The sequence below is a fragment of the Mannheimia granulomatis genome (assembly GCF_011455695.1).
GTDB classification, from domain to species: domain Bacteria; phylum Pseudomonadota; class Gammaproteobacteria; order Enterobacterales; family Pasteurellaceae; genus Mannheimia; species Mannheimia granulomatis_A.
Window position 1 is genome coordinate 1,047,073 of the sequence record NZ_CP015030.1, and the last position, 13,147, is coordinate 1,060,219.

11 protein-coding genes and 1 other RNA gene are annotated in these 13,147 nt (G+C 39.9%); 9 read left to right on the plus strand and 3 right to left on the minus strand.

Annotated elements, in window-relative coordinates:
- Positions 1-9: 9 nt before the first annotated feature.
- The gene (gene cas3 / locus A4G16_RS05025) at positions 10-2,463 is read right to left on the minus strand and encodes a CRISPR-associated helicase Cas3' (protein WP_165888963.1); all 2,454 of its coding nucleotides are present in this window, start codon (positions 2,461-2,463) and stop codon (positions 10-12) included.
- A 198-nt stretch (positions 2,464-2,661) separates the two neighbouring features.
- Here cas3 and ycaO point away from each other — a divergent pair, with 198 nt between their 5' ends.
- The 5 genes from ycaO (at position 2,662) to cmoB (ending at position 8,277) form a co-directional block, all read left to right on the plus strand.
- A complete protein-coding gene (gene ycaO / locus A4G16_RS05030) occupies positions 2,662-4,425 on the plus strand; it encodes a 30S ribosomal protein S12 methylthiotransferase accessory factor YcaO (RefSeq protein WP_165889902.1) in 1,764 nt (587 codons plus the stop codon).
- Between the two features lie 184 nt (positions 4,426-4,609).
- Positions 4,610-5,590, plus strand: coding sequence for a putative oxygenase MesX (locus A4G16_RS05035; protein ID WP_165888964.1), 981 nt, complete (start codon positions 4,610-4,612; stop codon positions 5,588-5,590).
- 101 nt (positions 5,591-5,691) lie between these two features.
- Positions 5,692-6,723: a methionine synthase gene (locus tag A4G16_RS05040; protein WP_165888965.1), complete on the plus strand. Its 1,032-nt coding sequence runs from the start codon at positions 5,692-5,694 to the stop codon at positions 6,721-6,723.
- A 5-nt stretch (positions 6,724-6,728) separates the two neighbouring features.
- The gene (locus A4G16_RS05045) at positions 6,729-7,091 is read left to right on the plus strand and encodes a flavin reductase (RefSeq protein WP_207951347.1); all 363 of its coding nucleotides are present in this window, start codon (positions 6,729-6,731) and stop codon (positions 7,089-7,091) included.
- Positions 7,092-7,314: 223 nt separating this feature from the next.
- The gene (cmoB, locus tag A4G16_RS05050; protein ID WP_165888966.1) at positions 7,315-8,277 is read left to right on the plus strand and encodes a tRNA 5-methoxyuridine(34)/uridine 5-oxyacetic acid(34) synthase CmoB; all 963 of its coding nucleotides are present in this window, start codon (positions 7,315-7,317) and stop codon (positions 8,275-8,277) included.
- Between the two features lie 117 nt (positions 8,278-8,394).
- On the opposite strand, the gene bioB is transcribed toward cmoB, so the two are convergent.
- Positions 8,395-9,402, minus strand: coding sequence for a biotin synthase BioB (gene bioB, locus A4G16_RS05055; RefSeq protein WP_165888967.1), 1,008 nt, complete (start codon positions 9,400-9,402; stop codon positions 8,395-8,397).
- 89 nt (positions 9,403-9,491) lie between these two features.
- Positions 9,492-11,099: a phosphoenolpyruvate carboxykinase (ATP) gene (pckA, locus tag A4G16_RS05060; protein ID WP_165888968.1), complete on the minus strand. Its 1,608-nt coding sequence runs from the start codon at positions 11,097-11,099 to the stop codon at positions 9,492-9,494.
- 340 nt (positions 11,100-11,439) lie between these two features.
- On the opposite strand from pckA, the gene ftsB reads away from it, so the two are divergent.
- The 4 genes from ftsB to ffs all read left to right on the plus strand — a co-directional run bounded on the left by ftsB (position 11,440) and on the right by ffs (position 13,129).
- Entirely contained in the window at positions 11,440-11,721 is a 282-nt protein-coding gene (gene ftsB / locus A4G16_RS05065; RefSeq protein ID WP_165888969.1) for a cell division protein FtsB, read from the plus strand.
- A gap of 8 nt (positions 11,722-11,729) precedes the next feature.
- Complete coding sequence (gene ispD / locus A4G16_RS05070; RefSeq protein ID WP_165888970.1) at positions 11,730-12,410, plus strand: 2-C-methyl-D-erythritol 4-phosphate cytidylyltransferase; 681 nt, start codon at positions 11,730-11,732, stop codon at positions 12,408-12,410.
- Position 12,411: 1 nt separating this feature from the next.
- Positions 12,412-12,888, plus strand: a complete 477-nt coding sequence (gene ispF, locus A4G16_RS05075) for a 2-C-methyl-D-erythritol 2,4-cyclodiphosphate synthase (RefSeq protein ID WP_165888971.1) — start codon at positions 12,412-12,414, stop codon at positions 12,886-12,888.
- A 143-nt stretch (positions 12,889-13,031) separates the two neighbouring features.
- Positions 13,032-13,129, plus strand: an RNA gene (gene ffs / locus A4G16_RS05080) — signal recognition particle sRNA small type.
- The last annotated feature ends 18 nt before the right edge of the window (positions 13,130-13,147 follow it).

Here is a 13,147-nt window from a genome sequence, read left to right on the forward strand (position 1 = left end):
TCGCTCCTTCTATAAATCATAAAAAGTCAGATTACCTGATTCTTCAATAGATAATCCATATTCTTCACTATAATGACGCTCTTTTAAATAATAGATCCCCGAGCCTACTTGGGTTTCTTGAATAGCATCCTTTTCTTGTAGTTTTTGCCAAACATTCGGAAAGACATTAACGCTATAACGCTGGGCTTGTGACAAGGCTTTATATTTTTGTGCATTGTCATCTGTGCCACATAGTGTTGCAATCAACTCCTTTGCATTTTTATAAGGCACAATGACCGCTTGCGTTGGGGCATCAATTGTTTGAAATAATTTACCCGCACTTTTAAAAGATTGCATTAATAGTGGATATTTGGTGCTACGTTTATCATTTTTAGGGGTATAAGTATTCTCTGCATTATCTGATAACCAATCTAACAACGTACCTGAATAATTATTTGGTAGGGAATAGCCCATTTCATTACTACGACTATAAAAGTAGCAGTCAAAATACTGATTCATCGCGTTAGGCTGTAAAATATCTTGTCCTTCAAAATTTTCCAACACACTCTCAGCTTTTTGCTGACCAATACCAATATCCGGCAATACTTCTGCTAAATTTGGCTCCTGTAAGTTCAATACATAAACCTGCCCTTTGCCAGCATTTTCTCCGTGACGATTGCAACGCCCGGCTGCCTGAGCAATACTATCTAGGCCACCTAATGCCCGAATAACACAAGCCATAGAAATATCAACACCCGCCTCTATCAACTGAGTACTAATACAGATCACAGGCTCTTTATTTTGTAAACGTAATTTAATTTTATCAAAAATGGTTTTACGATGAGCGGAACATTGATTGGTACTTAAATGGAAAAGTGCATCTTGGGAAATATGACGATTTTGACAATAACGATATAAATCCTGTGCCCATTTCTTCGTATTCACAATAAATAAGCAGCTAGAATATTTTTCAAATTGCTCTAATAAAAACTCACCTGCATTTTCTAGCGAATATCTACCCCCTTGTGGGCGATAATGTACTTCAACACGTGATAAATTATCAAATAATTCCTGCAATGATGATTGAGAACCCATTAATTCTGCATTTTCAGCTAATTGAACCTGCCCTAATTCAGGATTTTTCAATGCGTTCAATAATGGCTGAGTGGCTGTGCATAATACTGCACTGGATTTCCCAAATTGCGTCAGCCAATTTAAAACATTACAGAATAAATGGACACATTTAATTGGAAGAGTTTGAATTTCATCAAAGATCAATACACTTTTGGTCATTGCATGTATATGACGTACACCACGCGTACCACTGCCAAACCAAGCATCGAGAAATTGCACCATCGTAGTAAACACTATCGGTTTATCCCAGTTTTCTGATAAGAGTTTATTCTGCCAAGTTTGTTTTTCCGGTTCGATATTAGAATGATGTTCAAGTACCCATTCTTCGCCTAATATTTCACGAACGGCTTGGGCATTTTGGTCAATAATGGAAGTGTAGGGGATAATATAGATAATTCTATCAAGATTATGCTGTTTGGCGTGATGAAGTGCGTAACGGAGACTGGCAAGTGTTTTTCCACCACCCGTTGGTACCGTTAAAGTATAAATACCTTGTTTATCTGTTGAGCGTGCGAGGCAAGATTCAGAAATTTTCTGACGAACTTCATCAATCGGATATTTCATTTCAAAATCGGACAAATGCGATTCTAATTTATCAATCGCTGTTTGCCAATTTGGTGTTTTGGTCAGATTACGAATCTCTTTTTGTCTCTCATTTTCAAAATCTGAGGTATTAATGCGATCGGCATCGATTAAACAACTAAATAAAAAACGAGTTAAACAGCCTAAATAAAATTCTTTAACTTTTGGTGAAATCTCTTTTTGCTTTAAAATAGACAATATTGGTTTATCTAATAACTTTATTAACTCTAAACTAATTAATTCTTCCGCTCGGGTGATAATCACTTCATCAGCATTTTTCTCACATTCAGATAAGTGTGTCAGAGCATCATCTTTTTCAAAACGCTCTCGCCATTTTACATCCCCTTTGGGGCTTAAACAGTCAATTAAACCCGCTCCGTGATGTGAAGCAATACACAATCCTAAAATCTGTCCAACAAGCTCACCGATGCCGTTTGCTTTCCCTTCTTCATTTTTAGCCGCACCAAATTTCCTTAAACGGCGATAAATCCATTGTGCACCAGCAGTTGAATGATCTCCACCATTATTTTCATCTTCGCTGTCTAAATCCGCAGAACTTAGCATGCCTGTTACACGACGAATATATGTTTGAAATTTCTCGGAATATTTACCGAAATCATGCATTAAGCCGAGCAATTCTCCTGCTTCGGCCAAATCAAGTTTAGAGGACAAAACTTTAGCAATATAAGAAGTTTGCTTTAAATGCTCAAAAACAGATTGTTTTAAGCTGTCTTTCTTACGAACATGAGCAATATATTGTTGTTGCATAAAATTCACTCATTTTTTATAAAATGTTATTTATTAAGAATACCATAAATAATTTCCTTTCTACCTTAATTTATATCAAACTTCATATAAAAACTTTGAGCTAATAACCTATAACTAATTCTTATAAATTAACTTCTCCTTTTCTCTTCATTTTTTGTTAGAATACCGCATTTTTAAACATATACTTTAAGGTAAATGATGACTGAGCAAACCTTTATTACCGGTAAAGATGCTGCACTTGAAGACAGTATCTCCACTTTCCAACATAAATTAAAAACATTAGGCTTTAACATTGAGGAAGCCTCTTGGTTAAACCCAGTTCCGAATGTGTGGTCTGTACATATTCGTGATGTTGATTGCCCTCAATGTTTTACAAACGGTAAAGGAGCAAGCAAAAAAGCCGCTCTTGCTTCAGCGTTAGGAGAATATTTTGAGCGTTTATCCAGCAACTATTTCTGGGCAGATTTCTATTTAGGTCAGGAATTAGCAAATGCTGATTTTGTGCATTATCCAACTGAGAAATGGTTCCCGATTGAAGATGAAGAAATTCCACCACCCGAAATGATGGATGATTTCTTATGGGAATATTTCGATCCGAATGGTGAGCTAACACCTGAGCTGTTAGTTGATTTACAATCGGGCAATTACGATCGCGGTATCGTCACTGTGCCTTACGTTCGCCAATCTGATAACCAAACTGTTTATATTCCACAAAGTATTATCGGCAACTTGTTTGTGTCTAACGGTATGTCAGCAGGTAACAGCAAAAATGAAGCCCGTGTACAAGGTTTATCGGAAGTTTTTGAGCGTTTTGTAAAAAATCGCATTATTACTGAAGCAATCAGCTTGCCTGAAATTCCACAAAATGTGATTGACGGCTACCCGACTATCAAGGCTTCGATTGAAAAATTAGAGCAAGAAGGCTTCCCGATTCTTTGTTACGATGCTTCATTAGGTGGAGAGTTCCCAGTAATTTGTGTGATTTTATTGAATCCACAAAACGGTACGTGTTTCGCCTCTTTCGGTGCTCACCCTAACTTTCAAGTTGCATTTGAGCGTACTGTCACCGAATTATTACAAGGGCGTAGCTTAAAAGATTTAGATGTATTTGCTCCGCCATCGTTTAATAATGAAGATGTTGCCGATCACGCCAACCTTGAAACTCATTTTATTGATTCAAGCGGTCTAATTTCTTGGGATCTTTTCAAACATGATGCGAACTACCCTTTTGTGCATTGGGATTTCTCCGGCACCACCGAAGAAGAATTTAATAACATGATGGCGATTTTCAATAAGCATAATCAGCCTGTTTATATTATGGATTACGAGCATTTAGGCGTGTATGCGTGCCGTATTTTGGCACCGGGAATGTCTAACATTTACCCAAGCGATGACCTGATTTATGCCAATAACAATATGGGTATGGATTGGCGTGAGATTTTATTGGATCTGCCACATTTCCACCATGATGCTGAGACTTATCAAGAGTTGTTAGATGAGCTAGATGAGCAAGGTATTGATGATTTAACCCGCGTTCGTGAATTTATCGGTGTGGTGGCTGAAAAAGGGTCAGCCTTGCAAACCTTGCGTATTGGTGAATTAAAATCAATGCTTCACCTTGCATTAGGCAACTTAGAGCAAGCATTAGACTGGGCGAACTGGACGGCAAATATGAACGCAAGTGTCTTTGCCGCTGAACGTAACAACTACTATCGTTGCTTAATTCAATCTATTGAATTACACCTAGACGAAAACCGTGAGCCGGCACAATACCGCCGTGTATTTGAGAAAATGTACGGTGTTCAAGCCGTTGAATCTGCTTGGACAGCCATTACTGGTGGCAATCCGTTTGTTGGACTAACCGCTTCTGATGAAACTTTAGAAAATATGGCAGCACATCAGAAATTGTTGAATGCTTATCGCAAATTGCAAAAAGCAAAAGTAAATCCTATTGCGAGATAACCATTAAAAACACTATAGGGGGAAGACTTATCCCCCTTTTTCATTCAAATAAATTTTCTCATCAAATTTACTTTCCACTTAGAATATGAATTTATTTCATATTTATTTCAAAAATCTATCATTTTTATTCAAAAATAATTTATGGTTTAATTCATCATACATAATTACAAAGGAGAAATGTAAAATGACAACCAATTTTGAATGCCGTGTGCATACCCTTGAATTTGATGAAAATTATCAACCTGACGATAATAGCACCCGCTTAACCACTAACTTTGCTAACCTTGCTCGTGGCGAGAACCGCAAAGAGAACCTGCAAAATGCGATTGCGATGATCAATAAGCGTTTCAATGATTTGGCAGATTGGGATAACCCGACTTCTGATCGTTATTCGGTGAAATTAGACATCGTCTCAATGGATATCGATGTAGAAGGCAATGGCGAGTTTTTCCCTGCGTTAGAGTGGCTTAAAACCTATGTGGTCGATCACAAAACGGGTAAAACCATTGACGGTATCGTCGGTAACAACTTCTCTTCTTTCGTGCGTGACTACGATTTCAGCGTGCTGCTGCTCGATCACAACAAAGACAAACCGGAATTTACCGTGCCGGAAGGCTACGGCGAACTGCACGGCAAGCTATTCAAACATTTATTGGCATCGCCTGCCTACAAAGCAAAATATAGCAAACCGCCGGTAATCTGTTTGAGCGTGGCGACAACCCGCACCTACACCAGAACGACCAACGTTCACCCAATTTTAGGCGTGGAATATCTGCAAGATAGTTATTCATTAACCGATGCGTATTTTGCCAAAATGGGCTTAAAAGTGCGTTACTTTATGCCGCCGAAATCCGTTGCACCATATGCGTTCTACTTCGATGAGAATGCCGACTTGCTCAACGATTACACTAATTTGGAACTTATCAGCACGATTGCCACGATGGAAGCGTTCCAAAAAATCTACCGTCCGGAGATTTACAATGCTAATTCTGTTGCAGGACAGGTATATAAAGGTAGTCTCACTTACCAAGACTACTCAGTAACCAAAGTGGAATACGACCGTGTAGAGCGTACCCAGCTTGCGATAAAGCAAGGGAAATATGCCGAAGAACACTTTATCAAGCCGTATAAAGCGATTTTAGAGGCTTGGGCAAACGAAAAATAAGTAAAAAATTATTCATAAATAAATCCCCCTCTTTAGCAAAGAGGGGAGTTTGATCTCCACAACATAAACTTAAAAACACAAACAAATTAGAGAGCAAAAAAATGAGCAGAATTCTTCTCCCTACCTCCACCGCTGGCAGCCTACCAAAACCTGCTTGGCTTGCCGAGCCTGAAAAACTTTGGTCTGAATGGAAATTCCAAGGCGACGAACTTCTCCAAGCCAAACGTGATGCCCTGTTGGTTTCTCTTGCTGAGCAAATTGCCGCAGGGATTGATATTGTCAGCGACGGCGAACAGACCCGCCAGCACTTCGTTACCACTTTTATTGAGCATTTAGACGGCGTGGATTTCAACAAACGTGAAACTGTGCGTATCCGCAACCGTTACGATGCCAGCGTGCCGACCGTTGTCGGTGCGGTTTCCCGCCCGAAATCGGTGTTTGTGGACGATGCGAAATTCCTCCGTGCGCACACCGACAAGCCAATCAAATGGGCGTTACCAGGGCCGATGACCATGATCGACACCCTCTACGATGCCCACTACAAAAGCCGTGAAAAACTGGCGTGGGAATTTGCCAAAATCCTCAACGAAGAGGCAAAAGAGCTGGAAGCGGCTGGCGTGGACATCATTCAATTTGACGAGCCGGCGTTTAACGTCTTCTTTGACGAGCTGAACGATTGGGGCGTAGCAGCCTTAGAACGTGCGGCAGAAGGCTTAAAATGCGAAACGGCGGTGCATATCTGCTACGGCTACGGCATTAAGGCAAACACCGACTGGAAACAGACTCTCGGCAACGAATGGCGTCAGTACGAAGAGAGCTTCCCGAAACTGCAACAGTCGAAAATCGACATCATCTCATTAGAGTGCCAAAACTCCCGTGTACCAATGGATTTAATCGAATTAGTGCGTGGTAAAAAAGTAATGCTCGGTGCGATTGATGTGGCAACCAACATCATCGAAACGCCGGAACAAGTGGCAGACACCCTGCGTAAAGCGTTGCAATTCGTTGATGCAGAAAACCTCTACCCTTGCACCAACTGCGGAATGGCACCGCTTTCACGCCAAGTGGCTCGTGGTAAACTCGAAGCGCTAAGCCAAGGGGCGGCGATTTTGCGTGCGGAGCTTGCAGGCTAATCGTTATGGTAGATATTGCACAATTTAAAGATGCAATGGCAACACTTGCAACAGCTGTTCACGTGGTGACTACAGATGGAGAATCCGGTCGCCACTGCTTTACAGCCTCAGCTGTCTGTAGTGTGACCGATTCACCACCAACATTGTTGGTGTGTATGAATAGCAATGCGAGAGCCTATGAACATTTTGTTAGAAACCGTGTACTCATGGTGAATACCTTGACCGCCGAACAATCACATTTATCAAACTTATTTGCTTCGCCGCTAAGTCAAGATGAACGATTTGCAAAAGCTACTTGGACAACCCTAAATACAGGCTCGCCAATGCTTAAAGGGGCCTTGATCAATTTTGATTGTGAAATTACATAAATTAAACAGGTTGGCACCCACGGCATTATGATTTGTAAAATTATAGAGATCGAACGAACTAACAACCAAGAGGCTCTGATATATTTTGATCGCAATTATCATAGTGCCGGCCAAGCAACAGTTCTGGTGAAGTGATTTTTTGCTTTGAGACTTTAAATAAAACTTGATTTGGGATAGATAAAAGGCGTATAACATACGCCTTTATATTTTTACATTATTTATTATGATCGACTTCCGTCCTTTTTATCAACAAATTGCAACCTCTCCTCTTTCTGCTTGGTTAGAAACCTTGCCTTTGCAGTTAACTCAATGGGAGAAAACCACCCATGCTGATTACTCTAAATGGGCAAAAGTTGCAAATTTTTTACCAAATTCAACCGCTTGTATTAACCTAAAAGATAAGGTGGAATCTATTCCTACTCAGCCGTTATCTGAAGGAGAAATCAAGCAAATTACTCATCACTTAAAACAACTTATGCCGTGGCGTAAAGGTCCATACCACTTACACGGCATTCATATTGATACCGAATGGCGTTCCGATTTCAAATGGGATCGTGTACTACCCCACCTTGCGCCTCTTGAAGGTAGAACAATTTTAGATGTAGGCTGTGGTAGCGGCTATCATATGTGGCGAATGGTAGGTGAAGGTGCCCAAATGGTGGTAGGCATTGACCCAACCGAGCTTTTTCTATGTCAATTTGAAGCAGTACGTAAGCTGCTTGGCAACGACCGCCGAGCGAATTTAATTCCACTAGGTATCGAGCAAATGCAGCCCCTTGCCGCTTTTGATACCGTCTTTTCAATGGGTGTGCTTTACCACCGTAAATCACCACTTGATCATCTTTCACAGCTCAAAGCTCAGCTTGTTAAAGGCGGAGAATTAGTGTTGGAAACCCTTGTGATTGACGGTGATGTGAATGATGTTCTCGTGCCGGCTGATCGCTACGCTAAAATGAAAAATGTTTATTTTATTCCGTCCGTACCGGCTCTGATTAATTGGTTAGAAAAAGTAGGCTTTAAAAATGTACGTTGCGTGGATGAGGCCATCACAACACTTGAAGAACAGCGAAAAACCGATTGGTTGGAAAATGAGAGCTTAGTGGATTTCTTAGACCCTAACGATCATAGCAAAACTATTGAAGGCTACCTTGCCCCGAAGCGAGCTGTGATTCTGGCCAATGTTTAAAACGAGTAAATAAATAATAGGACGAAAAATTTTTCGTCCTTCCCTATATCACATAAGCCTTAGTTTTCAAACTGAGGCTTTTCTTGCAAAAAAATTAGCTTTTTTAACCGCTTGCAATTAAACATCGCACTCATATTTCAATGGATATAAATTGAGCTTATCCATTAATTGTCTATCGTGATCTTCTTCCGGGTTTTCGGTAGTGAGAAGTTTATCTCCATAGAAAATTGAGTTTGCCCCTGCCATAAAGCAAAGTGCTTGCATTGCTTCCGGCATAGCGGTTCTACCGGCAGAAAGACGAACAAAACTACGAGGCATGGTAATTCTGGCAACAGCAATAGTACGAACAAATTCTGTCCAGTCGAGGTCTTCAGCATTCTCTAACGGTGTACCTTCTACTTTAATAAGTTGGTTAATTGGTACACTTTCAGGTTGTGGATCAAGGTTTGCTAAACTTGCAATTAAGCCTGCTCTTTCCGGACGGGTTTCATTCATGCCAACAATACCACCACAGCATACCTTAAGCCCTGCATTACGCACTTTACCGAGGGTATCCATTCTATCATCATGATTACGAGTATGGATAATTTTATTGTAACGTTCCGGATCCGTATCTAAATTGTGATTGTAGTAATCTAAGCCAGCATCTTTTAATTCTTCTGCCATGCCTTCTTCTAACATACCAAAAGTGCCACAAGTTTCTAAACCCAACGATTTCACCGCATTGATAATTTCAGACACCACTTTAATATCCTTTGGCTTTGGCCCCCGCCATGCAGCCCCCATACAAAAGCGGCTCGCACCTCTTTCTTTAGCAATTTTGGCTTTTTCTACAATAGTTTCAATATCTAACATTGTCTGCTTTTCTATACCGGTATCATAGCGGGCGGATTGTGGACAATATTCACAATCCTCTGCACAACCACCTGTTTTAATTGAAAGTAACGTAGAGAGCTGAATTGCATTAGGATCAAAGTTTTCACGATGAATTTTTGCCGCTTTGAACACTAAATCCATAAACGGCATATCGAAAAGCTCTTCCACTTGGCATTTCCGCCAATATTGTGCTGTTGGGTGGAGAGTTAATTCATCTTTGGCTTTGAGTTTTAATTGAAATGTTGTCACTTATTTCTCCTTGATAGAAAAGGACTAAACCTCGTAAAAGGTTTAGCCCTTGTTTTTATTTTTTATAGATTATAACTCATCAAAATACATTATAACTTCGGACCAGCTGAAATTAATGCTTTACCCTCATCGTTCGTCGCATATTTTTCAAAGTTTTTCACAAATCGACCCGCTAAATCTTCTGCTTTGGCCTGCCATTGTGATTGGTCTGCGTAGGTATTACGTGGGTCTAAAATCGCTGTATCTACACCCGGTAACTCAGTTGGAATCGCTAAATCAAAGATTGGTAATTTACCCATTTCCGCTTTATCAATTGAGCCATCTAAAATTGCATCAATAATACCACGAGTATCTTTAATTGAAATACGTTTGCCTGTGCCGTTCCAACCTGTATTCACTAAGTACGCTTCTGCTCCAGCAGCTTCCATACGTTTCACTAATACTTCTGCATATTGCGTTGGATGTAGAGATAAAAACGCTGCACCGAAACAAGCTGAGAATGTTGGAGTTGGCTCAGTAATGCCTCGCTCTGTACCTGCTAATTTCGCAGTAAAGCCAGATAAGAAGTAATATTTAGTTTGCTCTGGCGTTAATTTAGACACTGGAGGTAACACCCCAAATGCATCCGCAGTCAAGAAAATCACTTTCTTAGCATGGCCAGCTTTTGATGGAACCGCAATATTATCAATATGGTAAATAGGATAACTTACACGCGTATTTTCTGTTTTAGATTTATCATCAAAATCAATAGTACCATCTTCACGTACAACAACGTTTTCTAACAACGCATCGCGGCGAATAGCACGGTAAATATCCGGTTCATTTTCGATAGAGAGATTAATGGTTTTCGCATAACAACCGCCTTCATAGTTAAATACGCCATTTTCATCCCAGCCATGTTCGTCATCACCGATTAGTTTGCGTTTCGGATCGGTTGATAATGTCGTTTTACCTGTTCCTGATAAGCCGAAGAATACAGCTACATCGCCTTCTTCACCTACATTTGCCGAACAGTGCATTGAAGCAACACCTTTAAGTGGTAAGAAGTAGTTCATCATTGAGAACATACCTTTTTTCATTTCACCACCGTACCAAGTACCACCAATAATTTGAACACCTTCAGTTACGTTAAACGCCACAAAGTTTTCAGAATTTAGTCCTTGCTCTTTCCAATTTGGATTAGTTACTTTAGAGCCATTCATTACCACGAAATCAGGTTTGAAATCTTTTAATTCTTCTTCTGTCGGGCGAATAAACATATTCTTCACAAAATGCGCTTGCCAAGCAACTTGAGTAATAATACGTACATTGATACGGTGTTCCGGACTCGCACCACAAAATGCATCAATAATGAATAAACGTTTATTTGAAAGTTCATCGGTTACTAAACCTTTTAAGCTCTGCCATGTAGATTGGTTCATCGGCTTATTATCATTTTTAGCAGCTTCTGATGTCCACCAAATTGTATCTTTTGTAGTTTCATCTAACACAATATATTTATCTTTAGGAGAACGACCTGTAAAAATACCAGTATCTACTGCAACCGCGCCTAAATTTGTTAATACACCTTTTTCATAACCTTGAAGATCGGGCTTCATCTCCTCTTCAAACAGTTGCTCATAGCTAGGGTTACGAACGATTTCTTTTACATTTGTAATACCTAAAACTGCAAGTTCTTGTTCAATACGATTTAACATAGTGGTTACCTCATAATAGTTATAAAATTAAACTGGGTCTATTATACGAAAACAAAAAAAAAAAAATGTTACATACTTCAAATTTTTGAAAATTCATTACAAAAATTTGTAAAATATCTATGCTTATTTGTCTTACGTCAAAATTTAAAAGTTATTTTGGCTTGCTAAACTCAAAATTTCATTATAGGCAGTAAAATTTTTCTTATAAAATCACAGATAATTTTGATTACGCGCTAAAACTCCTACCTTAAAACGCTATGCGTTTTGTTAGGATTTTTTGCAAATTCAGGGTAAAATCAGACCGCTTACCATTCAGATAACTTTACACAAGAGAAAATAGATGCGTTTATTGATTATTTTTTTTGCATTACTGCTCGGACTCTCCCAATATACATTCTGGTTCGGTAAAAACGGCTGGAATGACTACCAAGACGTTCAACATGAAGTCACATTACTAAAAGAAGAGAATGCGAAATTAACTGCTCGTAATAAACTGATTGAAGCTGAAATTTACGATTTAAAAAACGGCGTGGATGCCTTAGAAGAACGAGCCAGACTTGAACGTGAAATGGTAAAAGAAAATGAAGTATTTTACCGTATTGTGCCAAAAACTAAGCAGTAAGGAGCCCTATGACTCGAAAGATTATTGCGGTCATTCCGGCTTCAGGTGTTGGTAGCCGAATGATGGCTGAAAAACCGAAACAATATTTAAAGCTACAGGGGAAAACGATTTTAGAACATACGGTTTCCCTTTTTCTTGAACATCCTTTAATTGAAAAAGTAATTGTAGCAGTTGCAAAAGATGATCCTTTCTATGCCCATATTGATCTGCTGAAATCAACAAAAGTACAAATTGTTTTTGGTGGTGCAACTCGTGCAGATTCTGTCTTTAACGCGCTACAACATATTGAAGACAGTGCTTGGGCATTAGTGCATGATGCTGCACGCCCTTGTCTCAAGCGGTCCGATTTAGACAAAATTTTGCAAATCGAAAACAAACAGGGTGCCATTCTTGCCACCCCTGCGGTGGATACGATGAAACGTGCCGAGGGATCACATATTCTGCATACAGAAGACCGCTCAACCTTATGGCACGCGTTAACTCCACAATTTTTCCCAGCAAAAATTCTAAGAGATGCTCTAGCTTCTGCTTTTGCGAAAAAACAAAGTGTGACCGATGAAGCCTCAGCGATGGAACTCAGCGGCTATCAACCGGAATTAGTTGCCGGTAGAAGTGATAACTTGAAAATTACCCGTCCGGAAGACTTAGCCTTGGCGGAATTTTATTTAACACATCATTTGGAGAAATAATATGATTCGTATCGGACACGGTTTTGATGTTCATGCCTTTGGCGAAAACCGCCGCTTGATTATCGCCGGCGTTGAAGTGCCTTACCACACTGGCTTTATCGCCCATAGCGACGGCGATGTTGCTCTACACGCCCTCACCGATGCCCTATTAGGTGCAGTAGCGTTAGGCGACATTGGTAAACTCTTCCCCGATACCGATATGCAATATAAAAATGCCGACAGCCGTGGTTTATTGATTGAAGCCTATCGCCAAGTACAAGAACAAGGTTATAAAGTGGGCAATGTGGATGTCACTATTATCGCACAAGCCCCGAAAATGCGTCCGCATATTGATAAAATGCGTCAAACCATCGCTGAAGATTTGAAATGCGATATTGCTCAAGTGAATGTAAAAGCCACTACTACCGAAAAATTAGGCTTTACCGGCAGAGGAGAAGGCATTGCTTGTGAAGCGGTTGCATTGTTAGTCAAAGCTTAATTTATCTTACAAGCGGTTATTTTTAAGCAAAATCTTGCAAAATTTCGCCAGAAAATGACCGCTTGTAAAATTCAGTCTTGTCTTATTTTAAAATTTATCTATAATAAAAACCCTTACGCCTTAAGGAGTAATTCTATGGGGCGTTATTGGTTCCTCGCAATGGTGTTCAGCTTACTTGATCAGGTTCGGAAGAAAGCAGTCTGGGTTGAAATTTCCGTGTGCCGAGGGTGGCTGGTAACGCCCCACCCTTTTATCTGAA

Excerpts from the sequence above, each read along its gene's own strand:
- ispD (WP_165888970.1), top strand. The coding sequence starts at position 11,730 with ATGACTCGAAAGATTATTGCGGTCATTCCGGCTTCAGGTGTTGGTAGC.
- cmoB (WP_165888966.1), top strand. The coding sequence starts at position 7,315 with ATGATCGACTTCCGTCCTTTTTATCAACAAATTGCAACCTCTCCTCTT.
- A4G16_RS05045 (WP_207951347.1), top strand. The coding sequence starts at position 6,729 with ATGGTAGATATTGCACAATTTAAAGATGCAATGGCAACACTTGCAACA.
- ycaO (WP_165889902.1), top strand. The coding sequence starts at position 2,662 with ATGACTGAGCAAACCTTTATTACCGGTAAAGATGCTGCACTTGAAGAC.
- ispF (WP_165888971.1), top strand. The coding sequence starts at position 12,412 with ATGATTCGTATCGGACACGGTTTTGATGTTCATGCCTTTGGCGAAAAC.
- cas3 (WP_165888963.1), bottom strand. The coding sequence starts at position 2,463 with ATGCAACAACAATATATTGCTCATGTTCGTAAGAAAGACAGCTTAAAA.
- A4G16_RS05040 (WP_165888965.1), top strand. The coding sequence starts at position 5,692 with ATGAGCAGAATTCTTCTCCCTACCTCCACCGCTGGCAGCCTACCAAAA.
- A4G16_RS05035 (WP_165888964.1), top strand. The coding sequence starts at position 4,610 with ATGACAACCAATTTTGAATGCCGTGTGCATACCCTTGAATTTGATGAA.
- ftsB (WP_165888969.1), top strand. The coding sequence starts at position 11,440 with ATGCGTTTATTGATTATTTTTTTTGCATTACTGCTCGGACTCTCCCAA.
- pckA (WP_165888968.1), bottom strand. The coding sequence starts at position 11,099 with ATGTTAAATCGTATTGAACAAGAACTTGCAGTTTTAGGTATTACAAAT.